Source organism: Massilia sp. CFBP 13721 (assembly GCF_014842025.1).
Taxonomy (GTDB): Bacteria; Pseudomonadota; Gammaproteobacteria; order Burkholderiales; family Burkholderiaceae_D; genus Telluria.
Genome location: NZ_JACYUY010000012.1, coordinates 40,780 through 65,285, shown reverse-complemented (window position 1 = coordinate 65,285; position 24,506 = coordinate 40,780). Strand labels below are relative to the sequence as shown.

23 protein-coding genes are annotated in these 24,506 nt (G+C 64.6%); 14 read left to right on the top strand and 9 right to left on the bottom strand.

The window, feature by feature from the left end; translation table 11 throughout:
- Nucleotides 1-247: 247 nt before the first annotated feature.
- Nucleotides 248-838 (bottom strand): hypothetical protein, encoded by a 591-nt coding sequence (locus IFT60_RS13495; RefSeq protein WP_192052490.1) that lies wholly within the window; start codon nt 836-838, stop codon nt 248-250.
- A gap of 280 nt (nt 839-1,118) precedes the next feature.
- Here IFT60_RS13495 and IFT60_RS13490 point away from each other — a divergent pair, with 280 nt between their 5' ends.
- Complete coding sequence (locus tag IFT60_RS13490; protein ID WP_192052489.1) at nt 1,119-2,564, top strand: S41 family peptidase; 1,446 nt, start codon at nt 1,119-1,121, stop codon at nt 2,562-2,564.
- Between the two features lie 95 nt (nt 2,565-2,659).
- Nucleotides 2,660-3,781, top strand: a complete 1,122-nt coding sequence (locus IFT60_RS13485; RefSeq protein WP_192052488.1) for a beta-ketoacyl-ACP synthase III — start codon at nt 2,660-2,662, stop codon at nt 3,779-3,781.
- Between the two features lie 118 nt (nt 3,782-3,899).
- Here the strand turns inward: IFT60_RS13485 and IFT60_RS13480 are convergent, their stop codons facing one another.
- The 6 genes from IFT60_RS13480 to IFT60_RS13455 form a co-directional block, all read right to left on the bottom strand.
- A complete protein-coding gene (locus tag IFT60_RS13480; RefSeq protein WP_192052487.1) occupies nt 3,900-5,930 on the bottom strand; it encodes an NADPH-dependent 2,4-dienoyl-CoA reductase in 2,031 nt (676 codons plus the stop codon).
- Between the two features lie 76 nt (nt 5,931-6,006).
- Nucleotides 6,007-6,462 carry a hypothetical protein gene (locus tag IFT60_RS13475; protein WP_192052486.1) on the bottom strand — a complete coding sequence of 152 codons (456 nt, stop codon included), beginning with the start codon at nt 6,460-6,462 and terminating at the stop codon, nt 6,007-6,009.
- Between the two features lie 30 nt (nt 6,463-6,492).
- The gene (locus IFT60_RS13470) at nt 6,493-6,948 is read right to left on the bottom strand and encodes a DUF2721 domain-containing protein (protein WP_192052485.1); all 456 of its coding nucleotides are present in this window, start codon (nt 6,946-6,948) and stop codon (nt 6,493-6,495) included.
- 102 nt (nt 6,949-7,050) lie between these two features.
- Nucleotides 7,051-8,007, bottom strand: coding sequence for a prolyl aminopeptidase (gene pip / locus IFT60_RS13465; protein WP_192052484.1), 957 nt, complete (start codon nt 8,005-8,007; stop codon nt 7,051-7,053).
- Between the two features lie 51 nt (nt 8,008-8,058).
- Nucleotides 8,059-9,375 carry an amino acid deaminase gene (locus tag IFT60_RS13460; RefSeq protein WP_192052483.1) on the bottom strand — a complete coding sequence of 439 codons (1,317 nt, stop codon included), beginning with the start codon at nt 9,373-9,375 and terminating at the stop codon, nt 8,059-8,061.
- Nucleotides 9,376-9,379: 4 nt separating this feature from the next.
- Nucleotides 9,380-9,796, bottom strand: coding sequence for a DUF2750 domain-containing protein (locus IFT60_RS13455; protein WP_229510856.1), 417 nt, complete (start codon nt 9,794-9,796; stop codon nt 9,380-9,382).
- A gap of 75 nt (nt 9,797-9,871) precedes the next feature.
- Here IFT60_RS13455 and IFT60_RS13450 point away from each other — a divergent pair, with 75 nt between their 5' ends.
- Nucleotides 9,872-10,531 (top strand): nucleotidyltransferase domain-containing protein, encoded by a 660-nt coding sequence (locus IFT60_RS13450; RefSeq protein ID WP_229510855.1) that lies wholly within the window; start codon nt 9,872-9,874, stop codon nt 10,529-10,531.
- On the top strand, nt 10,479-10,892 hold the full coding sequence (locus IFT60_RS13445) for a hypothetical protein (protein WP_192052481.1): 414 nt from the start codon (nt 10,479-10,481) through the stop codon (nt 10,890-10,892). Before IFT60_RS13450 ends, IFT60_RS13445 begins: the two co-directional genes overlap by 53 nt.
- A gap of 120 nt (nt 10,893-11,012) precedes the next feature.
- On the opposite strand, the gene phbB is transcribed toward IFT60_RS13445, so the two are convergent.
- Both phbB and IFT60_RS13435 read right to left on the bottom strand, forming a co-directional pair.
- On the bottom strand, nt 11,013-11,753 hold the full coding sequence (phbB, locus tag IFT60_RS13440; RefSeq protein ID WP_192052480.1) for an acetoacetyl-CoA reductase: 741 nt from the start codon (nt 11,751-11,753) through the stop codon (nt 11,013-11,015).
- Between the two features lie 52 nt (nt 11,754-11,805).
- The gene (locus IFT60_RS13435) at nt 11,806-12,984 is read right to left on the bottom strand and encodes an acetyl-CoA C-acetyltransferase (RefSeq protein WP_192052479.1); all 1,179 of its coding nucleotides are present in this window, start codon (nt 12,982-12,984) and stop codon (nt 11,806-11,808) included.
- Nucleotides 12,985-13,463: 479 nt separating this feature from the next.
- Here IFT60_RS13435 and minC point away from each other — a divergent pair, with 479 nt between their 5' ends.
- The 10 genes from minC to gshA all read left to right on the top strand — a co-directional run bounded on the left by minC (nt 13,464) and on the right by gshA (nt 24,495).
- The gene (gene minC, locus IFT60_RS13430; protein ID WP_192052478.1) at nt 13,464-14,255 is read left to right on the top strand and encodes a septum site-determining protein MinC; all 792 of its coding nucleotides are present in this window, start codon (nt 13,464-13,466) and stop codon (nt 14,253-14,255) included.
- A gap of 59 nt (nt 14,256-14,314) precedes the next feature.
- On the top strand, nt 14,315-15,130 hold the full coding sequence (gene minD / locus IFT60_RS13425; protein ID WP_192052477.1) for a septum site-determining protein MinD: 816 nt from the start codon (nt 14,315-14,317) through the stop codon (nt 15,128-15,130).
- A 1-nt stretch (nt 15,131) separates the two neighbouring features.
- On the top strand, nt 15,132-15,383 hold the full coding sequence (minE, locus tag IFT60_RS13420; protein WP_192052476.1) for a cell division topological specificity factor MinE: 252 nt from the start codon (nt 15,132-15,134) through the stop codon (nt 15,381-15,383).
- A gap of 430 nt (nt 15,384-15,813) precedes the next feature.
- On the top strand, nt 15,814-16,506 hold the full coding sequence (locus IFT60_RS13415; protein WP_192052475.1) for a response regulator transcription factor: 693 nt from the start codon (nt 15,814-15,816) through the stop codon (nt 16,504-16,506).
- Nucleotides 16,507-16,669: 163 nt separating this feature from the next.
- A complete protein-coding gene (gene hemA, locus IFT60_RS13410) occupies nt 16,670-17,956 on the top strand; it encodes a glutamyl-tRNA reductase (protein WP_192052474.1) in 1,287 nt (428 codons plus the stop codon).
- A gap of 90 nt (nt 17,957-18,046) precedes the next feature.
- Nucleotides 18,047-19,123 carry a peptide chain release factor 1 gene (gene prfA / locus IFT60_RS13405; protein ID WP_192052473.1) on the top strand — a complete coding sequence of 359 codons (1,077 nt, stop codon included), beginning with the start codon at nt 18,047-18,049 and terminating at the stop codon, nt 19,121-19,123.
- 103 nt (nt 19,124-19,226) lie between these two features.
- Nucleotides 19,227-19,703: a disulfide bond formation protein B gene (locus IFT60_RS13400; RefSeq protein ID WP_192052568.1), complete on the top strand. Its 477-nt coding sequence runs from the start codon at nt 19,227-19,229 to the stop codon at nt 19,701-19,703.
- Nucleotides 19,700-20,530, top strand: a complete 831-nt coding sequence (prmC, locus tag IFT60_RS13395; protein ID WP_192052472.1) for a peptide chain release factor N(5)-glutamine methyltransferase — start codon at nt 19,700-19,702, stop codon at nt 20,528-20,530. The genes IFT60_RS13400 and prmC overlap by 4 nt, the downstream gene beginning before the upstream one ends.
- A gap of 294 nt (nt 20,531-20,824) precedes the next feature.
- Nucleotides 20,825-22,792, top strand: coding sequence for a DUF885 domain-containing protein (locus IFT60_RS13390; RefSeq protein ID WP_192052471.1), 1,968 nt, complete (start codon nt 20,825-20,827; stop codon nt 22,790-22,792).
- A 104-nt stretch (nt 22,793-22,896) separates the two neighbouring features.
- Nucleotides 22,897-24,495 (top strand): glutamate--cysteine ligase, encoded by a 1,599-nt coding sequence (gene gshA, locus IFT60_RS13385; protein WP_192052470.1) that lies wholly within the window; start codon nt 22,897-22,899, stop codon nt 24,493-24,495.
- Nucleotides 24,496-24,506 lie beyond the last annotated feature (11 nt).

Below are 24,506 nucleotides of genomic sequence, written 5' to 3'. Positions count from 1 at the left end.
CCGTGTGCACCAACAGGATGGTGACGTTGACCTCGGCCGCGGCAAACAACTGTCCTTACACGACGCAACCTTGCCACCGCGGCATGGGTCATCCCGCAAGAATGCCCGATCCGGACCCATCCGTCGAGAGGGGATGTGGCAAAAATGCTGACACCGCGGCAACTGGGGCGGGGGTACGGCGCCCGTATTGACGGGCCTTATGGCAAATCGGGTGTGGCGCCGGCACGGCGCCGGATACGCGATCAGGCTAGAAACCGATGCCGCCGCCGGCACTTGCCCCAGCACCGGCGCCGCCGTTGCCAGGACGCCCGCGCCCGCCGCCCGGAGCGCCGTGCCCGCCTTCGCGCCCTGCGCCACTACTCGCTTTGCCTTCTGCATGCGCCGGCGGCGCGCCGTCACGCACGCGTTCGAGCTGGTCGGCCAGGAAGCGCAGCACGGTGCGGCGCTGGTTGTCGTCGAGGGCGTCGTTCATCGTCAGCCACAGGCTGCGCAGCTGCGCCTCTTCCTGTGCGCTGGCGGCCGCTTCGGTCTCGGCGGCCAGGCCAAGCTCGCGCAATTCGGCATCCTCGCGCGCGGCCAGCTGGGTCGCGCCCTTCTGCAAGCGCTCGCGGCGCGCCTGGCGCTCGCGCAACAGGGTGCGGGTGCGCGCCTCGCTCTGTTGCCACAGCAGCAGCTGGTTCGGGTTCAGCGCGAGCGCGTTGCGCAGGTGCGGCGCCATCGGCAGCAAGTCCTCGACACGCAGCTCCATCACGGGCGCGGCCAAAGCGCTGCCGGCGTGCAGCAGCAATGCCAGCGAAGCGACGCGCACGGTGTTGGCGAAGATGGCAGTCAATCGCATACGAACTCCAGGCAAAAAAAATGCCCACGACAGGGGCCATGGGCGAAACCACTGAGGAGTGGTGAGAGAAAAACTGGATTGACTATAAGATTGCCAACGGGTTGGCGCCCCGCTTCTTACAATTACTTACCGGAAGTGCAAGCCGCTTTACAAGTGGCGCTCGTTTGCGCGGGCGCACCCCGGCCCGGGCGCGATTCGGGTTTATACTGGGGGCGCGCTATCTCATGCGTTCCTCATTGGCGTTCACCTTTGCCTCACCACCGCCTCACCACCAACAGCTATGGGCTCCACTCTCAAGAATTGCGCTTTGATCGTCGCCGGCGTCACCGCCGGCGTGGCGGTGACCATGCAGTTTTCCGCGCTCGCCTACAAACCGGTCGAGCCGAGCATGCCGCTCGACCAGCTGCAGCAACTGGCCAAAGCGGTGGAGGTGATCCGCTCCGATTACGTCGAGCCGGTCGAAGGCGGCAAACTGCTGACCGATGCCATCTCCGGCATGGTCGATGCGCTCGATCCGCATTCGGCCTACCTCGACCCGGCCGCCTTTCGCGAGCTGCGCGAGGGGACCGAAGGCAAGTTCGTCGGCCTCGGCATCGAGATCGGAGAGAGCGACGACGGCTATGTCGAAATCGTCTCGCCGATGGAAGACTCGCCGGCCGAACGCGCCGGCATCCAGGCCGGCGACCTGATTACCCGTATCGACGGCGCCGACGTCCGTGGCCTCGGGCTGGAAGAAGCGGTCAAGCGCATGCGCGGCACGCCCGGCACCCGCGTCACGCTGACCATTGCGCGCCTGAACACGGCGCAGCCGCTGGTACTCACCGTCGAACGCCAGGAAATCGTGCAGAAAAGCGTCAAGGCCAGCATTGTCGAACCGGGTTATGGCTGGCTGCGCATCGCCCAGTTCCAGGAACCGACCGTCGACGACATGGCCATCAAACTGGCCGAATTGGCGAAGAAGGAACCGCACCTGAAAGGCCTGGTGCTCGACCTGCGCAACGACCCGGGCGGGCTGCTGCAAGGCGCGATCGGCGTCGCCGCGGCGTTTCTGCCCGACGGTGCGGAAATCGTTTCCACCAATGGCCAGCTGGCCGAATCGCGCCAGCGTTTTTATGGCCGCCCCGAACACTACATGCTCAGGAGCGGGCGCGATCCGCTGGCGAGCGTACCCGCCACCTATAAAACCCTGCCGCTGGTGGTGCTGGTGAATACCGGTTCGGCCTCGGCCTCGGAAATCGTGGCCGGTGCCCTGCAGGACCACAAGCGCGCGGCGATCGTCGGCACCCCGACCTTCGGCAAGGGTTCGGTGCAGACGATCCGCCCGATCGGGCACGACGCCGCCGTCAAACTCACCACGGCGCGCTATTTCACGCCCAACGGGCGCTCGATCCAGGCGCGCGGCATCGTGCCCGATTACGCGGTCGACGAAAACCGCGACAACGATGGCCTGAACGCGCTGCGCCTGCGCGAAGCCGACCTGCAGCACCACCTGTCGGGCGACGGTCTCGAAGAAAAGACCCGCCCGGACGATATCGAAGAGCAGATGGCCTTGCTCGACGCCGCGCGCGACCGCAAGCCGCTGGCCTACGGAAGCGCCACCGATTTTCAATTGGCGCAGGCCGTAAAACACCTGAAGGGCGAGCCGATGCAGCTGTCGCAGCGGACAGCGGCGCCGACACTGGCGCGCCACCATGCGCCAGGTCCCCGGCAAAAGCAGGGACAGTGATGGTCTACCCGACAATTCCCAGGCTCCGGCCGATTGTGTAGAATCGCCGTCATTCACACGGGAAGCACCCGTTATCTCCTTTGAAAGTCCCCACCATGAAACCTGTCGTCATCAGCGGCACCGGCCTGTTTACGCCTCCGTATTCCATCTCGAACGACGAGCTGGTGACGGCGTTCAATGCCTACGTCGAGCTGCACAACCGTGAAAATGCCGCCGCCATCGCCGCCGGCGAGGTCACCGCGCTGGAACCGTCGAGCAGCGGCTTTATCGAAAAGGCGTCCGGCATCAAGTCGCGCTACGTGATGGAAAAGGAAGGCATCCTCGACCCGAGCCGGATGACCTCGCGCATCGCCGAACGCGGCGACGACGAACTGTCGCTGCAGGCGGAAATGTGCGTCGCCGCCGCGCGCGAGGCGCTCGAGCGCGCCGGCCGCGTCGCCGCCGACATCGACATGGTGCTGGTCGCCGCCTCCAACATGCAGCGCGCCTACCCGGCGATGGCGGTCGAAGTGCAGGAAGCGCTCGGCATTGAGGGGTTTGGATTCGACATGAACGTGGCCTGCTCGTCGGCCACCTTCGGCATCCAGACCGCGATGGCCGCGGTGCAGACCGGCCAGGCACGTGCCGTGCTGGTCTTGAATCCGGAAATCACCAGCGGCCACCTGAACTTCCGCGACCGCGACAGCCATTTCATTTTTGGCGACGCCTGCACCGCGATCGTCATCGAAGCGGCCGACACGGCGGTGAGCGAACACCAGTTCGAGATCCTCGATTCGAAACTGAAAACCAAGTTTTCGAACAACATCCGCAACAACTTCGGCTTCATGAACCGTTTCGACGAAGCCGGCGCCGGCAAGGCCGATAAACTGTTCCGCCAGCAGGGCCGCAAGGTGTTCAAGGAAGTGTGCCCGATGGCGGCCGAGATGATCCGCGCCACGGTGGAGAATGCCGGCCTGCAGATCCCGCAAGTGTCGCGCTACTGGCTGCACCAGGCCAACCTGAACATGAACCTGCTGATCGCGCGCACCCTGCTCGGCCGCGACGCCGAGCCGAACGAGGCGCCGGTGATCCTCGACACCTACGCGAATACCTCGTCGGCGGGATCGATCATTGCGTTCCACAAGTACCAGGACGATTTGCCGGCTGGTGCGAACGGCGTGATTTGCTCGTTCGGGGCCGGGTACTCGATCGGTTGCGTGGTCGTGCGCAAGAAGTAGGTTTCGATTATTTAAACGTTGTAACGCGTGGACTCAGGAGTCCACCCTACGTATACCTCGGTTCGTAGGGTGGAGCGGGCGGCGAACCGCTCCCGACTCCACGCGGTACGGCATATGATCAGAGGCGTGCCGCCAACTCCGCTCCCTCCCGAATCGCCCGCTTCGCATCCAGCTCCGCCGCCAGCACCGCCCCGCCGATCTTGTGGAACGCCGTCCGCGGCGCCGCCTCTCCCCCCGTCAATTCATCCAGGCTCTCCTGCCCCGCGCAGATGACGACATTGTCCACCTCCAGCACGCGCGCCTCGCCGCCGACCGTGATGTGCAAGCCGGCATCGTCGATGCGTTCGTACTGCACCCCGGCCAGCATCTGCACGCCGCCGCGCAGCAGCGCCGCCCGGTGCACCCAGCCAGAGGTTTTACCGAGCCCTGCGCCCGGACGCGTGCTTTTACGCTGCAACAGGTACAGCTGGCGGTAAGGATGCGGCGCCACGGGTTTAACCAGTCCCCCTTCCACCGTCGCCGCCAGGTCGACGCCCCACTCCCCGGTCCACGCCGAGATCGGCTGCGGCAGCGGGTGCGCCGGGTCGTGCAGTAAAAATTCGCCGGTATCGAAACCGATGCCGCCGGCGCCGATGATCGCCACGCGTTTTCCGACAGGCGCCTTGTCGCGCAAGACCTGCAAATAGGACAGCACCTTCGGGTGGTCGATACCGGGAATCGCCGGCAGGCGCATGCGCACGCCGGTGGCGACGATGACGTGGTCGAAGCCGGCGGCCAGCAGTTCGGCGCGCGTCACGCGGCGGTTCAGTTGCACGTCCACGCCGCTGGACGCCAGCTTGCGCGCGAAATAGCGCACCGTCTCCCTGAACTCTTCCTTCCCCGGGACCTGCATGGCGACATTGAACTGGCCGCCGACCTGCCCGGCCGCTTCGAACAGCGTCACCACATGGCCGCGCTCGGCAGCCACGGTCGCTGCCGACAGCCCGGCCGGTCCGGCGCCGACCACAGCGATCCGGCGCGGTGTATTCGTCTTCGTGTAGACCAGCTCCGTCTCGTGGCAGGCGCGCGGGTTGACCAGGCAGCTGGCACGTTTATTCGAGAAGGTATGGTCGAGGCAGGCCTGGTTACAGCCAATGCAGGTATTGATCTCATCGGTGCGCCCACTCGCCGCTTTGGCGACAAAGGCGGCGTCGGCCAGGAAGGGCCGCGCCATGGAGACCATGTCGGCGTCGCCGCGCGCCAGCACCTGTTCGGCCTCGTGCGGCATGTTGATGCGGTTCGAGGCGACCACCGGGATGCTCACTTCGCGGCGCAGGCGCCCGGCCACGCTGGTAAACGCCGCGCGCGGCACCGAAGTGACGATGGTCGGCACGCGCGCCTCATGCCAGCCATAGCCGGTATTCAGGATGGTGACGCCGGCCGCCTCCAGCGCGCGCGCCACGGCCACCACTTCGTCCCAGGTGTTGCCGCCTTCGACCAGGTCGAGCACCGAATGGCGGTACATCAGGATGAATTCCGTACCCACGGCGGCGCGGATGCGGCGCACGACCTCCACCGCCAGGCGCATCCGATTCTCGATCGGCCCGCCCCAGCGATCCGTCCGCTTGTTGACGCGCGCGCATAAAAACTGGTTCAGCAAATAACCCTCGCTGCCCATCACCTCGACGCCATCGTAGCCGGCCAGTTTCGCCAGCTTGGCGCAGCGCACGTAGGCGCGGATGGTCGACTCGATGCCGGATTCGCTCAGTTCCTTCGGCTTGAACGGAGAGATCGGCGATTTCAGCGGCGACGCGGAGACGACAAAGGGTTGATAGCCGTAGCGGCCCGCGTGCAGGATCTGCAGCAGGATCTTGCCGCCCTCTTCGTGCACGGCGCGCGTGACGCGGCGGTGGTTGGGCACGTCGCCGATCATGTTCAGGGTGCCGCCCAGCGGCAGCAGCCAGCCTTGCCGGTTCGGGGAAATGCCGCCGGTGACGATCAACCCCACCCCGCCGGCGGCGCGCTCGCGATAAAAGGCGGCCAGCTTGCCGTAGTTATAAAACCGGTCTTCGAGGCCGGTGTGCATCGAGCCCATGATCACGCGGTTCTTCAGCGCCGTGAAGCCGAGGTCGAGCGGCGCGAGCAGATGGGGGTAGGCGGTGTTTGTCATTCCGGCATTATCATGGAATCACGCCGGAAATCAGTCGAGCGCTGGTTCTAAACGTACTGGCGCCCGCCCTACAAAATCACACCAAATGGCTCTCCGGCGCGCGCAATTCGGCGAACTGCTCGATGCTGCCGATTTTGACGGTCACCGGATTCAGGCTGGCATTCGGCGACAGCGAGCGCCAGGCAAATTTCCATTCGCGTTCCTGCGCCTCGGCGCCGGTCTTGGTGAACGCCGCGCCCAGCGGCGAGCGACTGCCGTATTCGACGGCGCCGTCGATGCCGGCCCAGTTCGGCAATGCGCGCTGGACCGCGCGGTGCAGGCGTTCGCCGAATTCCTCGCTGTTGTGGATGACGAGGCAGCAATCGGCCGGTCCCAGCACCTCGAACAGGCGTTTGTTCCAGGCCTGGGAGAACGACACGGTCAGGAAGCCACCGGCCGGCTGCAGCCGGAACAGGCCTTCCTTGAGCGCCTGTTCGAGTTCGTCGCGCATGCCGTAGCGGTGCAGGGTGGGTGGGCGCTGGTAGTCGTGCATGTGGTACTCGATTCGATGTGGAAAAGTAAATTAAGTGCGGCGCGCGCCCGGCACCAGGTGGGCGTCATGGCGCATGCGCATGAAGCGCGACGAAATAAAAATCTCGCGCAGGAAAAAGACGAAGCTGGAAATCAGGCCGCCCATGGCCAGCACGAAGGACGCGGCGATGTACTGGTCGAGCTTGATGTTGGCGCTATCTCCCAGGAACAGCATCGCGATCACCAGGCACACCAGGAAGCCGCAGGCGGTGCTCGAGGTGATCGCGTAGTTGATCAGGTGCGAGCGCACGTACAGCGTCTCCAGTTCTTCGGTGTAGTCGTCGTTCGGGCCGATCTGCAGGCGGTCTTCCAGCACCCGGGTGCGGTCGATGATGCGCGCCAGCCGGTTGGTGAGCACGGTCAGCTTGGTGGCCACGCCCGTCAGCAGGAACACGGGGGCGATCGCCAGCTGGATCATGTGGCCGATGTCGCTAATCTGGATATTCATGGGAATACGTGCGTTGGCATTTTTGAGGCATTGTCGATGACGTTGTCTGTCCGTCAGGCGTAGTGTAGCAGCCGCGTCGCGGCAGAATATGCCCGCCCCAGCTCAATCGAAGCGTCCGTAGCGCTTGAACTGTTCGGTCGCGCCGACCAGCGCGCGCGCGATGCCGATCTCGAGCGCGCCATGGCCGGCGTCCGGGACCATGCGCATGGCCGAACCGGGCCAGGCCGCGTGCAGGCGGTGCGCCGCCAGCGGCGGGCAGATCACGTCGTAGCGGCCCTGCACGATCACGGCCGGCAAGTGGGCGATGCGGCCGATGTCGCTGATGAGCTGGTCCTCTTCGATAAACGCGCCGTTCGCCATGTAGTGCGCTTCCAGGCGGCCGACGCCGAGGTCGAGCGTGTCGGACGGCTGCTCTTCTTCCTGCGGCAGCAGGAACACCCGCCGCCCCTCGAAACGGCTCCAGGCGCGCGCCGCCGGCCAGTACAGGCGCGGGTCGTCGCACAGCAGGCGGCGCGCATACGCCCCCAGCAAGTCGGCCCGTTCCTCGAGCGGGATCGGGGCGATGAATTCGTCGTACAGTTCCGGATAAAACCATTGGACGCCGTACAGGAACCACTCGACCTCGGCTTTCGTGCACAGGAAAATCCCGCGCAAAATGAAACCGAGGCAGCGCTCCGGATGGGCCTGGCCATAGGCCAGCGCCAGGGTCGAGCCCCAGGAGCCGCCGAACACCAGCCAGCGCTGGATGCCGAACATGACGCGCAGGCGCTCGATGTCCTCGATCAGCAGAGCGGTCGTGTTATTCTTCCATTCGCCCAGCGGCGTCGATTTACCAGCGCCGCGCTGGTCGAACAGGATCACGCGGTAGGCGTGCGGATCGAAAAAGCGCCGGTGCTGGGGAGACAGGCCGGCGCCCGGACCGCCATGCAGAAACAGGACCGGAATGCCGTTCGGATTGCCGACCTCTTCCCAATAAATCGTGTGCAGCGCATCGACCGCCAGCATGCCGTGGCGAGTCGGTTGGATCGGCGGAAACAGCGACGGCGGGGTGGCGGGCATGGCAGCTTTCTTGAAGTTCAGGCAAGGATTGTAGCTTACCCGGCCGCTGCTTTAGAAGAAGGTATTGTAGGCCCCGCGCACGTGATAATCGTCGTCGACGGCGAGCAGCAGCGGCCACTTGTCGAAGGTGGTGCACGGGTGCGAGATGCCGCAGCCGACCAGGTCGCCCACGGCCAGTTCGGTGCACAGCGGGTGGCCGTCGGGCAGGCGCAGGTAGGCGTGCTGGTCGTTCAGTTTGTCGATGCGGCAGCCGGCGGGCAGCGCGTGCGGCGTGCCCGGTCCCGGACGGTGGTAGAGCAGCGGCGTCGGCAGGTCGGCGTCGTACGAGGCGTCGCGCTTGCCCATGGTGAGGATGGCCAGCGTCGGCTCCGGGCGCGACTGCACCATCGACCACACTTCCAGGGCTGGCCGCAGGCCGTCGGATTCTGTTTCGCGTGCGTTCAATTCGCCGATCATGCGTTCGTAGGTGCCATGGTCGCTGGTCAGATAACAGCCGCTGCGCAGCACGGCGCGCACGGGCCGCGACAGGCCGGGCACGGCGGCAAAGCCGCGCGCCACCAGGTCGAAATACGCCGAGCCGCCGGCCGACAGCAATATCTCGGCGCCGACGAACAGCCCTTCGTCGTCGGCGCTGCGCACCAGTGCGACCAGCTGCGCCAGAAAGGCGTCGACGTGCGCCAGATCGGCGCCGCGGTCGTCGCTCACCAATAGCCCTTCGTAACCCTCGAAGCCGGCCAGTTGCAAGCCAGGGGCGCCGGCGATGGCACGCGCCACCGTCAGCGCTGCTTCCGGCGAACGGCAGCCGGCGCGTTGACCCGATAAGCCCAGTTCGACCAGCACCGGCAGCGGCCGAATTAGCGGATGCAGCGCCACTGCCTCGGCCAGGCGCGCCACACCCGCCAGCGAATCGGCCAGCACGATGCAGTCGAAATCCGGGTCGCCGCGCAGCAGCGCCAGCAAGCTGCGGATGTCGCTCGGCGCCACCAGCTGGTTCGCCAGCAGCACACGGCGCACCCCGAAGCGGTGCGCGACCTGGAGCTGCGTGACGTTCGCCAGCGTGATGCCCCAGGCGCCGTTGGCCAGCTGGGCGCCGAACAGTTGCGGACTCATGGTGGTCTTGCCGTGTGGCGCCAGCGTGACCCCGTAGCGTTCGCAAAAACGCCTCATCCAGTCGAGGTTATGGCGCAAAGCCGACGTTTTCAGCACCGCCACCGGGAAGCTGGTATCCGCGTGCAGCACGTTCCAGCCCTGCACGCCGAGCGCGCCCTGGCGCAATGGCTCCGTAATCGGCAAGCCTTTCATACCAGGCTGCAGCAGTTGCTCGTCGAGGGCGCCCAGCGCCAGGCCGTCGTATGGGAGCGTGTGCATGGTCTCAATCGCCAGACTGGCCCGGCAAGCCGGCGCGCTGGCGCAGGCGCAATGCCAGGTCCTTGCGCAGCTGGGCGTGCGAGGGAGTGAGCCCGTACTCGTCGGGTGTATAGGTGATGCCGGGCAGGATGCCGTCGGCTTCGAGCTGGGGCAGCAATTCTTCCAGCAATTCCTGCAAGCCGAATTCCTGCGGGATGTAACCCGTCCACTCGAGCACGGCGCACTGCTGGGCCAGCGCATCTGTCGGCCAGAGCGGAAACACGAGGGCGCCATCGTCGGTCTTGCCGATCGCCCAGCCGTCGTTGACCAGGCCCCAGACCCGGCCGGTATCGGCCACGCGGCGAATAAAGTGGTCGTAGCGCAGGGCTTTCGGTAGGGCGAGGACGTCGGCTTGGGCGTCGGGCTGGGAGTCAATGGTCATGGCGTGCATCGGAGTGGTCTCTGCACACAGGATACAAAAACCGGCGCAAACCGGCCACGCTCTTGGGAAACCGCGTTGACCACTCCCATTTTGGGTACTATCATTCCCAAAATGAGTATGCTTCTCGACTTTCTTTTTACGTCTACCCAACAGCGCTTGCTGGGAATGTTGTTCGGCCAGGCCGAGCGGTCTTTTTACGCAAACGAGTTGATTGCCCGTGCCGGCATAGGTACCGGCGCGGTACAGCGGGAACTCCTTCGCATGGAAAAGGCGGGGTTGCTTAGCACGCAACGTATCGGCAACCAGAAGCACTATCAGGCAAATCCACGTTGTCCGATTTTTGCGGAATTGCGCGCGATTGTCCGCAAGACCCTGGGAGCCGCCGATCTTCTGCGTACCGCCCTCGCTCCCGTGTGGGACAACATCGACGTCGCATTCGTGTATGGCTCGGTAGCCGAAGGCACCGAACATGCCGACAGCGACGTCGACCTGATGGTGATCAGCGCTGCATTGTCGAATGCGGCACTATTGCGTGCACTGGAGCCGGCCCGGGTAGAACTCGGCCGTAGCGTCAATCCGACCTTGTACACGCCGGAGGAATTCTTCCAACGCGTGCGCGAGCGCCGCTCCTTTATACTGCGTGTACTCGCCAAGCCCAAATTGTTCATCAAGGGGGCGGAAAATGAGCTCGTCCAAACTGAAAAATTTGTCGACGATCGGCCAGCTCAAGCCTGAAGCGCCTGATCCCAATGAGCGCGCCGGCCTGTTGCGTTCCGCAATCGAGCGCTTGCAGGATGCGCGCATCCCCAGCCTCTCGCTTGTCAGTCGCTTTGATCTTGCCTACAACGCTGCGCACGCGGCCGCATTGGCGGCGCTGCGCGCACACGGTTATCGCAGTGAAAACCGTTTTATCGTTTTCCAGTGCCTGGAACATACGGTTGGATTTACGGCCGAACAGTGGCGCCTGCTCGACCAGGCGCACAGAAAGCGCAATCTTGCCGAGTACGAAGGTGATTTGGATGTTACTTCTGGATTCGTGGACGAGTTGATCGAGCAAGTTGCCGTACTTATCGGCGTTGTCGAAAAGCTGCCGTGACCGATCAAACACTGCGCTGTTTTGGTCAGGTAACCGCAGATTATGCAGTTCACCTGGTATAAAAAAAGCACCGTTCGGCTGCTCGCCGACACGGTGCTACTGTTTCAATGCGCAAGCCCCTTACGACATGTGCTGACCACCATTGATGGCGATGTTCGCGCCGGTGACGAACGCCGCTTCGTCCGACGACAGGTAAGCGACCAGGCCGGCCACTTCGTCCGGTTTGCCCAGGCGGCCCATCGGGATTTGCGGGATGATCTTGCTTTCCAGGACTTCACTCGGGATTTCCATCACCATCTTGGTGCCGATATAGCCCGGCGAGATGGTGTTGACGGTGACGCCCTTGCGCGCCACTTCCAGCGCCAGCGCCTTGGTAAAACCATGCATGCCGGCTTTGGCGGCCGAATAGTTGGTCTGGCCGAAGGCGCCCTTCTGGCCGTTGACCGACGAGATGTTGATGATCCGGCCCCAGCCGCGCTCGACCATGCCGTCGCAGACCGGCTTGGTCATGTTGAACACGGAATCGAGGTTGGTCTTGATAACCGCATCCCAGTTCACCTTGTCCATCTTCTTGAAAGTCATGTCGCGCGTGATGCCGGCGTTATTCACCAGCACGTCGATTGGACCGACTTCCTGCTCGACCTGTTTGACGCAAGCCTGGGCCGAATCGTAGTCGGCCACGTCGCACGGATACGCCTTGAAATTGAAACCCTGGTCGCGCATCGAGGCCAGCCAGCCCTCGGCCTTGGTGTTGCCCGGCGAGTGGGTGGTGACCACCGTATAGCCGAGTGCCGCCAGCTTCATGCACACTGCCTCGCCGAGGCCGCCCATACCGCCCGTTACCAATGCTACTCGTGCCATGTTGTCTTCTCCTATGTTTTATTATCCGAACCGAACTGCAGAACTACCCTGGTCAGTCGCGCTCGACCGCCAGCGCCACGCCCATCCCGCCACCGATGCACAGGCTGGCAAGACCGCGCTTGGCATCGCGCCGGACCATTTCGTGCAGCAAGGTCACCAGCACGCGCGCGCCGGAAGCGCCGATCGGGTGGCCGAGGGCAATGGCGCCGCCGTTGACGTTGATCTTCGACGTATCCCAGCCCATTTCCTTGTTGACCGCCACGGCTTGCGCGGCAAAGGCTTCGTTGATTTCCATCAGGTCGACCTGGTCGTGGGTCCAGCCGGCCTTTTGCAGGCACAGGCGCGAAGCCGAGACCGGGCCCATGCCCATGATGGTCGGATCGAGGCCCGAGGACGAATACGCCTTGATGCGCGCAATCGGGGTAAGACCGAGTTCGCGCGCCTTGGAGGCGCTCATCATGATCACGGCGGCGGCGCCGTCGTTCAGGCCGGAGGCGTTGCCGGCGGTGACAGTGCCTTCCTTGTTGAAGGCCGGACGCAGGCTGGTGAGCGCCTCGATGGTGCTGCCCGCTTTCGGATACTCGTCGGTATCGAACACGACGGTGCCCTTTTTCGACGGGATCTCGATCGGGATGATCTCGTCCTTGAATTTGCCGGCGGCCTGGGCCGCCTCGGCCTTCAGTTGCGAGTTCAGCGCGAACTCGTCCTGCTCGGCGCGCGAGATCTCGTACTTGCGGGCGACGTTTTCGGCGGTGACGCCCATGTGGTACTGGTTGTAGACGTCCCACAGGCCGTCGACGATCATGGTGTCGACCAGTTTGGCGTCGCCCATGCGGAAACCGTCGCGCGAGCCGTTCAGCACGTGCGGCGAGGCGCTCATGTTTTCCTGGCCGCCGGCGATGACGATGCTGGCGTCGCCGCAGCGGATCGCCTGGGTGGCCAGGTGGGTCGCTTTCAGGCCGCTGCCGCAGACTTTGTTGATGGTGTAGGCGGGCACCATGTCGGGCAGGCCGGCCTTGATGACGGCCTGGCGCGCCGGGTTCTGGCCGGCGCCGGCGGTGAGCACCTGGCCCATGATGACTTCGCTGACGGTGGCCGGGTCGATGCCGGTTTTCGCCAGCAGCTGGCGGATGACCTGCGCGCCGAGTTCGGCCGCTGGGACTTTGGCGAGCGAGCCGCCGAATTTGCCGACCGCGGTACGGCCTGCGGCTACGATGACGACGTCTTCCATTATTGTCTCCGGTATTCTGGCTTGGCCAGGGTTGAAGGGGGCAGCGATAGCTCGCTACGAGTGCGTGAAAAAATCGCCATGGCGGCGTTGCACCGCCTTGCCGTACCCACGTACTGTCTTCGGCGGCGCGCCGGGCGTTCGTATCCCTTGCCCTGACGATTTTTTCACACACTCGATGCTCTGTAGCGATGGCATGTACACCCGGATACGGTGCAGGGCTGCCGATTCGGCCTGGCGGAAACCTCGAATGGTAGGTTTCACGCCTGCGTTTACGTTTGAGCGAAGTCAATCTTATCAGCTTATCCACGGAAAACAACCAGTAATGCCGTCAGGTTGATAAGGGGTTTCCACAGGGTGATTTCCGGCAAAATATTGAACACTTTCGCAGCCTCCATTGCCCTATGGAATGATAGGGAAATGCTGCCCTTTTCAGCACATTTCACAGTAGAATGCACGGGCTAATCCAACCTGATCCGTTTATGTCGAAAAGCCCGTCCAGCCTGCCCATCGAAATCAAGATTTCCACGGTCGTCGCCATCTCGGCGATCCTGCACTCGGTCGATCCGATTGCGATCGATGCGGCCCTCCAGCAGATGACCGGCGGCGTCTCGGACTTCTTCGAGGATGAATTCGCGGTGATCGACGTCGGCGCGCTCGCCGGCGACCACACCTATATCGACTGGCGCGCGCTGGTCGACCTGCTGAAAAAATACCGCCTGAACGCGGTCGCCGTGCGCGGCGCGACGCCGGCCATGTTCGAGGCCATCAAGGCGCGCGGCCTGGCGCTCGACGAGGGGCAAGCCGGCGCCGAGCGCGCACGCGAGGACGTGGCCGCGGCCACCGCGGCGGCGAATGCACCTGCCGCGGCGCCGCAGCCTGCACCGCAGCCCGCACCGGCGCCGGCGCCACCCCAGCCGCAGACGGTCGCCCTGCCGGCGATGATCGTCGACACGCCGGTGCGCGCCGGCCAGCGCGTGTATGCGCGCGGCTGCGACCTGATCATCACGGCGGTGGTGAACAATGGCGCCGAGATCATTGCCGACGGCAGCATCCACGTGTACGCGCCGATGCACGGGCGCGCGCTGGCGGGCGCCTCCGGCAATGCCGATTCGCGCATCTTCGGTTTGTCGCTGCAACCGGAACTGGTGTCGATCGCAGGCGTGTACCGTACCTTCGACGACGGCTTCCCGGCCGAGCTGGCACGCCAGCCGGCACAAATTCGCCTGGTCGGCGACCGGATCGATATATCATCCATGACTTCGCATCGCTGACTCCGGCTTCGTCGGGCGCACAAGCGCGCTACTGACCAGATACTGTAAAGGACACTTTTGTGGCAAGAATTATTGTTGTGACGTCCGGCAAGGGCGGCGTGGGCAAAACCACCTCCAGTGCAAGCTTTTCCACCGGGCTGGCCCTGCGCGGCCACAAGACCGCGGTGCTGGACTTCGACGTCGGCCTGCGTAACCTCGACCTGATCATGGGTTGCGAACGCCGTGTGGTGTACGACCTGGTCAACGTGATCAATGGCGAGGCGACGCTGAACCAGGCCCTGATCAAGGACAAGCACTGCGACAACCTGTTCATCCTGCCGGCTTCGCAAACGCGCGACAAGGATGCGCTGTCGGAAGACGGCGTCGAGCGCGTGCTGAACGAGCTGGTCAAGATGGATTTCGAGTTCATCATCTGCGATTCGCCGGCCGGCATCGAGCATGGCGCGCTGATGGCGCTGACCTTCGCCGACGAGGCGCTGATCGTGACCAATCCGGAAGTGTCGTCGGTGCGCGATTCGGACCGCATCCTCGGCATCATCCAGGCCAAGTCGCGCCGCGCCCAGACCGGCGGCGAGCCGGTCAAGGAACACCTCCTGATTACCCGCTATTCGCCGAAGCGCGTCGAAAACGACGAGATGCTGTCCTACCAGGACGTGCAGGAAATCCTGCGCATCCCGCTGATCGGCATCATCCCGGAATCGGAATCGGTGCTGCACGCATCGAACCAGGGCAATCCGGCGATCCATTTCAAAGGCACCGACGTGGCCGAGGCGTATGAGGACGTGGTCGCCCGCTTCCTGGGCGAAGAGCGTCCACTGCGCTTCACCAACTATGAAAAGCCGGGCCTGCTGCAGCGCATCTTTGGGGCAAAATGACATGGCCTTGCTCTCATTCCTGTTCCCCGAAAAGAAGAAGAGCGCGACCGCGGCCAAGGAACGGCTGCAGATCATCATCGCGCGCGAGCGCACCAACCGCGCCGGTCCCGACTTCCTGCCGGCCCTGCACCGCGAACTGATCGAAGTGATTTCTAAATACACCAAGGTCAACGCGGACGACATCAAGATTTCGCTCGACCGCCAGGGCAACCTGGAAGTGCTCGACGTCAACGTGGTGCTGCCTGACGCCTGACGCCGGCCACTCCTCCCACATCAAGGCGCCCCGATCGGGCGCCTTTTTCTTTTGCGACGCCATCTTGTTCACCTTGCCGGCATGCCTTACCCTGTTCGGCTAAATGTAGGACAGCACGCTAGCCCGACATCAGGTACTCTTTAAAATGTACCAGCAAGTTAGTAAAATCCTGCAACACTGTTGTTTTTTGGCTATTAATGTTGCTTTTATGCGGCAATCGTTCAAGCTAGGAACACTCTCATAAAACTGCCGGAATTGAGCGCGCATAGAGTGAGAATGGCTGAGAAAACGCTGGGCGCGTCCGACACTTTTCTTCTTTCGGTAAAAAATGAAAATTTGCGATTAGCATTATTTTGTCAAAGTCTGATATAGTCGGTTTAACGTTGTAGGACTCATCCTACAGTACGAATTTGACAAGTAATGTGCCGCCATGAGAATAGCCGTCTTTGATAATGACCGTAGTCAGGCAGACCTGGTTTGCCAGGTGCTCAGTGCCGCTGGCCACAGTTGCCAGTTTTTCGACAGCGGCAAGGATATGCTGGCGCAGATGCGCAAGGACAGCACCGATCTCCTGATCATGGACTGGCCGGCCGGCGATATGGAGGCGGCCGACATCCTGCGCCGCGCCAAGGAAAAGATGGCGCCCGAAGCGCCCGCCATGTTCCTGGTCAGCGGCAATGCCGAGGACGATATCGTGGCCGGCATGGCCGCCGGCGCCGACGATTACCTGGTCAAGCCGCTGCGCCGCGGCGAACTGGTGGCGCGCGTGTCCGCCCTGCTGCGCCGCGCCTACCCTTCCCAGACCGGTACCGAACAGCTGCAGTTCGGCTCCTACGTGTTCGAAACGCGTCCGGGGCGCCTGCTCAAGGATGGCAGCGTCATCGACGTCACCCAGAAAGAGTTTTATCTGGCCCTGCTGTTCTTCCGCAATATTGGCCGTCCGCTGTCGCGCGCCTATATTCACGAAGCCGTCTGGGTGCGCGAAACGGCCGTACCGTCGCGTACCATGGACACCCACGTCTCGCGCGTGCGCAATAAACTCAGCCTGCGCCCCGAAAACGGTTTCAGATTGGTGCCGGTGTACAGCTACGGCTACCGCCTCGAAAAGCTCGGCGCCGCCTGATTTTCCGCGGCTGGGTACCCCGTGCCCAGCCGGACCTCCCCCTATGATACTGTTCGTGCAAGCTTCCCATGGACACAGGGCGCCTCTCGTGGCCCGGCCCACGCTACACCCCGCGCGCATGGGGGTATAATGCGGCTCACCGTCTTCCTCTTTTCACCCCAGCATGCAATTGCTCGCCGTTGGCCTGAACCACACCACCGCCCCCGTCTCGCTGCGCGAGCAGCTGGCGCTCGGACCCGAGCAGCTGGGGCGTGCGGTGCACTCGGCACGCGAATGGTTTAGCCGCTTCAAGGGTGCTGACGTTGGCGGCGGCGGCGACGAGGCGGCGATCCTCTCCACCTGTAACCGCACCGAGCTGTATGCCGCCAGCGGCGTGCCCAATCCGCTCGACGCCTCGGCCCAGTTCCTGGCCCACTACCACGCCCTGAATTTCGCCGAACTGCGCCCGCACCTGTACATGCTGCCGCAGGACGATGCCGTGCGCCACGCCTTCCGCGTCGCCTCCGGGCTCGATTCGATGGTGCTGGGCGAACCGCAGATCCTCGGCCAGATGAAGGATGCGGTGCGCACCGCCGAAGAGGCCGGCGGCCTGGGCACTTACCTGCACCAGCTGTTCCAGCGCAGCTTCGCGGTGGCGAAAGAGGTGCGCACCACCACCGAGATCGGCGCCCACAGCGTGTCGATGGCGGCTGCCTGCGTACGCCTGTCGCAACGCATCTTCGACAGCATCGCCGACCAGCACGTGCTGTTCATCGGCGCCGGAGAGATGATCGAACTGTGCGCCGCCCACTTTGCCGCGCACAACCCGAAATCGATCACGATCGCGAACCGCACCCTGGAACGCGGCGAATCGCTCGCCACCCGCCTGAACGCGCGCGCGATCCGCCTGGCCGACCTGCCCGACTGCCTGGCGCAGTTCGACATCGTCGTCTCCTGCACCGCGTCCACGCTGCCGCTGCTCGGCCTCGGCCTGGTCGAGCGTGCGATCAAGGCGCGCCGCCACCGCCCGGTGTTCATGGCCGACCTGGCGGTTCCGCGCGATATCGAGCCTGAAGTGGCGCGACTCGACGACGTGTTCCTGTACACCGTCGACGACCTGGCGCAAGTGGTACAAACCGGCATGGAAAGCCGGCAAGCGGCCGTGGCCCAGGCCGAAGCCATCATCGAGACCCGGGTCGCCTCCTTCATGCACTGGATCGGCGACCGCGCCGTGGTGCCGGTGATCCAGCAACTGCACGAGTCGAGCGAGGCGCTGCGCCTGGCCGAGCTTGAGCGCGCGCGCAAGCTGCTGGCCAGGGGCGAGGATGTCGACGCCGTGCTGGAAGCGCTCTCCAAGGGTCTCACCGCGAAATTCCTGCATGGCCCGCAACAGGCGCTGCACCGCGCCGAAGGCGACGAACGCGCACGCCTGGCGAACCTGCTGCCGCAACTGTTCCGCGGCCGCCGTTAGCGTCGTTTATTTTTTGCAGTTGCGCCGTCCACGGGCGCATCCGGGCGCCCTTGCGCCCTCCTGTCATCTCTTCTGCTCTCAAAAAACACCATGAAACCATCGATGCTGGCCAAGCTCGACCAACTGGCGAACCGCCTGGTCGAACTCGACGAATTGCTGACCCACGAAGGCGCCACCGCCAACATGGACAATTATCGGAAGATGACCAGGGAGCACGCCGAGATCGGCCCGCTGGTCGCGCTGTATCGCCAATACCAGGAAGCGAATGGCGACATCGCCACGGCCCAGGAGATGCTGGCCGACCCGGAGATGAAGGAATTCGCCCAGGAAGAAATCGAAGCGGCCAAAACGCGCCTGGGCGCCCTCGACCTCGACCTGCAGAAAATGCTGCTGCCGAAGGATGAAAACGACGAGCGCAACATTTTTCTTGAGATCCGCGCCGGCACCGGCGGCGATGAATCCGCCCTGTTCGCCGGCGATTTATTGCGCATGTACACCCGCTTCGCCGAACGCAACCGCTGGCAAGTCGAGATGGTGTCGGAATCAAGTTCGGACCTGGGCGGCTACCGCGAAGTCATCGTGCGCGTGATCGGCAACGGCGTGTATTCGAAACTCAAATTCGAATCGGGCGGCCACCGCGTGCAGCGCGTACCGGCCACCGAAACGCAAGGACGCATCCACACCTCGGCCTGCACGGTCGCCGTGATGCCGGAGGCGGACGAGGTCGAGGACGTCTACATCAACCCGGCCGACTTGCGCATCGACACCTACCGCGCCTCGGGCGCCGGCGGCCAGCACATCAACAAAACCGATTCGGCGGTGCGCATCACCCACCTGCCGACGGGGATCGTGGTCGAATGCCAGGACGACCGCAGCCAGCATAAAAACAAGGCGCAGGCGATGAAGGTACTGGCCGCGCGTATCAAAGACGTGCAGTTGCGCGAGCAGCAGTCGAAGGAAGCGGCCACCCGCAAGAGTCTGATCGGCTCGGGCGACCGCAGCGAACGCATCCGCACCTATAACTTCCCGCAGGGACGGCTGACCGATCACCGCATCAACCTGACCCTGTATAAACTCGATTTCATCATGGACGGTGACTTGACCGAACTGACCAATGCGCTGGCGGCCGAGCACCAGGCGGAGTTGCTGGCGGCGCTGGGCGATTAAGGTCGCGTTAAGACAATAAGGTCTTGCCAATGTGAAAATGTGGCGGCGATCCTGACCTATGCGAGAATCGCCGCCATCCTCTCACCACGAAAGCCACCACGTGATGCCACGTTCCCGCTCCGTTTTACTGCTCATTTCCCTCGTCAGCTTCGCGCTGGTCGGCGCCGCCGTCTATCTGCAGCATGTGCACGACATGCTGCCCTGCCCGCTGTGCGTGATCCAGCGCTATGCCTTCATCGGCATCGGCCTCGCCGCCCTGATCGGTGCGCTGAGCGGCAAGATCCGCGCCGGCGCCGGCGTGGCGCTGCTGGCGGCGCTCGGCGGTCTCGGCACGGTCGGCAAGCATTTATATGTGCTGGCCAATCCCGGCTTTTCCTGCGGTATCGATCCGATGGAAACGACACTGAACACGATCCCGACCGCCACCATGATGCCGTGGCTGTTCAAGGCCGAAGGCTTGTGCGAGAGCGCCACCGACGGCTTGTTCGGCTTGTCGATTCCGCAATGGTCGGCGGTCTGGTTCGTGCTGCTGACCCTGGGCCTGGTCTGGGTCCTGTTCGCAAGCCGGCGCACGCGATGAAAGTTGTCGCCGGCACCACGGTCAAGGCGCTGCAGGCCAGCTTGCCGCTCGATCCGCTGGAAAACCGCATCCTGATGTGCCATGCGCTGGGCCTCACCCGCGTCGGGCTGATCACCAATGCGGAACGTGTGTTGAACGAGGAAGAAGCGGTGCAGCTGGACGCGCTGCTGGCGCGCCGCCTGGGTGGCGAGCCGATCGCCTACATCGTCGGGCAGCGCGAATTCTTCGGGCTGCCGTTCCAGGTCAGTCCCGCCGTGCTGATTCCGCGTCCGGATACGGAATTGATCGTCGAACTGGTGCTGGAACGGCTTGCACCCATTCCTTCCACCACGCGCCTGCTCGACATGGGCACCGGCAGCGGCGCCATCGCGGTCGCCGTCGCTCACACGCGGCCGGACGCCAGCGTCACCGCGCTTGATGTCAGCGAAGCGGCGCTGGCCGTTGCGCGCGCCAATGCCGAGCGCAACGGCGCCAGGGTCCGCTTCCTGCGCAGCGACTGGTTCGCGGCGCTGGAGGACGAAACATTCGACCTGATCGCCTCGAACCCGCCCTACATCGCCGCCGGCGACGAGCACCTGGCACAAGGCGACCTGCGCTTCGAGCCGAGCGGCGCGCTGACCGATTTCGCCGACGGTCTCTCGGCCCTGCGCACGATCATCCATGGCGCCCCCGCGCACCTGGTCGCGGGCGGCTGGCTGCTGCTCGAGCATGGCTACGACCAGGCCGCCGCGGTACGCAGCCTGCTGGCGGACGCCGGCTATACCGACGTGCAAAGCTGGCGCGATTTGAGTGGCATCGAGCGCGTCAGCGGCGGCCGGCGCGGGTAGCTCGCAGGCCGGATTTGTAGGGTGGACTCCCGAGTCCACGCGGATCTTCGCACAGTGTTGACAGGGTTACACCTGAGGCGCTAACGACACACGAGCGGTGACCGCGCGGTTATGCAGCTTCGTCTGGCTCCGCTCATGTATAACGCTGAGCTAATTTCCGCGTGGACTCGGGAGTCCACCCTACAGTACTTCGGCATTGCAGGGCATAGTGATTACAGCCACCCCACCTCCCCACGGTGCGCGGCCTTCTTGTCAGCATTGCTACAATGCGGAGTCCTCCACCGCCCCTTGCCGATGCGACGCCTCGTTATCCTCCTGCTCCTGCTATCCGCCCTGTTCCACGGCGCCGCGCACAGCGCGCCGGGCGCGGCCGCGGTGCTGTTCGAGCGCGACTGGCAGTGGCGCCTCGAGCAGTCTCCGGAATACGCGACCGCCCTCGGCGAGCGCCGTTATAACGACCGGCTGTCCGACCTTTCCCTGGCGGCTGCCCGTGCCCGGCGCGAGCACGCGCGCGTCATGCTCGAGGAAGCGCGCGCCATCGAGCGCGCCGGCCTGTCCGCGCAAGAGCGGCTCTCGCTCGACCTGTTCGTGTTCGAAAAAGAACGCCAGCTCGCCACCCTCGCATTTACCCTGGTCGACCCGCAACTGCTCACGGCCTGGGATGGCGTACAGGTGCGCCTGCCGCGCCTGGTCGCGCAGACGCCTTTCGCCAGCGAGGAAGACTACCGCAACTACATCGCGCGCCTGAACGCCCTGCCGGCACACGTGGATGGCCTGATCGAGCAGCTGCGCGAAGGCATACGTACCGGCTGGACGGCCCCGAAAGCCAGCGTGCGCGCCGTGCCGGACCAGCTGCGTGCACTGCGTGAACGCATCACCGATGGGCCGCTGGGCGCGCCTTTGCAGCGCATCCCCGCCACCATCGAGCCGGCGCTCCGCGCGCAATTGCTGGCCGCCGGCACCACGGCCCTGAACGACAGCGCCGCGCCCGCCCTGGGCCGCCTGGAAGCGTTCATGCGTAGCGATTACCTGCCCGCCGCACGCGATACGCTCGGCGCCGCCAGCCTGCCGGGTGGCCCCGGCTATTACGCCTTCCTGGCCAGGAATGCCACTGGCGGCGAGCTGACCCCGGCCGAGCTGCATGCGCTGGGACTAAAAGAGGTGGCGCGCATCCGCGCCGCGCTGAAGGACGTCGTCGCCCAGACCGGTTTTCGCGGCAACGTCGCCCAGTTCCTTGCGTTTGCGCGCAGCGACCGGCGCCTGTTCGCGCGCGAACCAGAAGCGCTGCTGGCACGCTACCGGCGCGTGATCGAACGCGCCACGACGCGCCTGCCGGCGCTGTTCGGCGCGCTGCCTTTGGAAGACATCGGCGTCAAGCGCCTCGGCCAGGCCGGCGCGGCCAGCCAGGTGGCGGCCTATTACGAAGCCGGCACGCTCGATCGCAGCGCGGCGCTGGTGGTCAATACCGAGCGTCCTGCCGGCCAACCCCTGTGGGAAATCGAGACGCTGGCACTGCACGAAGCGGTACCGGGCCACCACCTGCAAGTGGCGCGCGCGCACGCCTTGCGCGAGCTGCCGGCATTTCGCCGCCATGGCTGGGACGACGCCTTTGGCGAAGGCTGGGCCACCTATGCCGAGGGGCTGGGACCGGAACTCGGTTTCTTTCGCGATCCCTTCTCCCGTTTCGGCTACCTGAACGACGCCATGTTCCGCGCCGCGCGCCTGGTGGTCGACACCGGCATCCACGCCTTTGGCTGGACACGCCAGCAGGCGCTCGACTACCTGAACGCGAACACGGCCAACGCTTTACTGGACAACGAGGTCGAGGTCGACCGCTACATCGCCCAGCCGGCGCAGGCCCTCAGCTACAAGGCGGGGCAATTGCGCATTGCCGCCCTGCGCGACAAGGCGCAGGCCGCGCTCGGCACGCGCTTCGACCTGCGCCGCTTCCATGATGCGCTGCTGGGCAATGGCGTGCTGCCGCTGCCGCTGCTCGAGCGCGTGATGAACAAATGGCTGGTAGGCGAGGTGAACGGCGCGGAGCCGGCGCCAGCGCCCGGCAAAGCGGTCCCCCCGGCGGACACGCCCGGCAGCGCGCCTGCTGCGGCACCTGCCACGGCGCCTGTCGACAAGCCACCTGCCACGCCCGCAAAGCCACCGGCCGCCGAGCGCGCCGGTCTGCCCGCCAGCGCGCCGGCCAGCGCGCCCGCCAAGTCCCCCGCGTCGCCGCCTGCTGCGCCGCCCGTGCCGGCGCCCGATTGACACCCGCCGGCGGCTCCCATAAATGGGCCCGGCACCGACGCGCTGTTCGATTTTCGGTTACTCTCTGCACCAATCACTAAGGCAGTATAAGAAAGGAAACACCCGTGTCGAACCAACTGACCCGCCGCCTGGCCCTGCTCGACGACGATGCCCATCGTGGCCTGCTCGGCCAGGGCTTGCGCGGCATCGAACGCGAGACCCTGCGTATCGACCCGCACGGCCAGCTCGCGCGCACCCCGCATCCGGTCCAGCTGGGCGCGGCGCTGACGCACCCGCAAATCACGACCGATTACGCCGAAGCGCTGCTCGAATTCATCACCCCGGCCGAACACGACATCGGCCTGGCGTTGCACCGCCTCGACGCCACCCACCGTTTCGCCTATTCGAAACTGGGCGACGAAATGCTGTGGAGCTCGTCGATGCCGGGCGAACTGCCTGCCGAAGAAGACATCGAGATCGCCTGGTATGGCAGCGCCAACATCGGCATGCTGAAACACGTGTACCGCCGCGGCCTGGCCCTGCGCTACGGCAAGGCCATGCAATGCATCGCCGGCATCCACTACAACTATTCGCTGCCGGAACAGCTGTGGCGCCTGATCCTGGCCAGCGAGGGCGTGCCCGAAGAGCGGCGCAATGCCTTGCGCGACTTCCAGTCCGAAAGCTATTTCGCCACCATCCGCAACTTCCGCCGCTACAGCTGGCTGCTGATGTACCTGTTCGGCGCATCGCCGGCCCTCACCACGAGTTTCCTGCGCGGGCGCGAGCACGGGCTGGAAACGCTGTCCGACGACACCCTGTACCTGCCGTACGCGACCAGCCTGCGCATGAGCGACCTGGGTTACCAGAACGATGCCCAGTCCGGCCTGCGTCCGCACGAGAACAGCCTGGAAAGCTATGTCACAAGCCTGATGGATGCCGTGAACCGCCCTTACGAGCCGTACGCCGCGCTCGGCACCAAGCGCGACGGCGAGTGGATCCAGTTGTCGACCAACGTGCTGCAGATCGAGAACGAATACTATTCGACGATCCGCCCGAAGCGCGTGATCCGCACCGGCGAGCGTCCGGTGCAAGCCCTGTGCAACCGCGGCGTGCAATACATCGAAGTGCGCTGCCTCGACGTCGACCCGTTCGAGCCGATCGGGATCGCCATCGAGACCGGCCGCTTCCTCGACGCCTTTTTACTCTTCTGCGCGCTCGACGAGAGTCCGCTGATCAGCGCCGCCGAAGGACAGATCCACGCCCGCAATTTTGCACGCACGGTGAAGGAAGGACGCCGCCCGGGCCTGACGCTCACGCGCAACGGCGAAGAGGTACCGCTGGCGGCATGGGCCGATGAACTGATCGAACGCATCCGTCCGCTGGCGCGCCTGCTCGACGCCGAGCATAACGAAAGCGGCGTGCACGAAGCCTCGCTGGCGCAGCAAAAGGGCAAGATCGCCGATCCGACCACCACCCCGTCGGCGCGCGTGCTGGACGAAGTGCGCAAGCTCGGTTCGGCCGCCGCCTTTGGACTGCAGCAAAGCCGGCTGCATGCGGCCACCTTCCGCGATAGCCCGCTGATGCCGGCCGAGGAAGCCGTGTTCGCCGAGATGGCCGCCGCTTCGCTGGCCGAGCAGGTGATCGTCGAACAGCAGGACACGGGCAGCTTCGACGATTTCGTGGCGGCGTACAACAGCAGTACGCTGTGCGGCAACCAGCAGTAATCCGGTGCTCT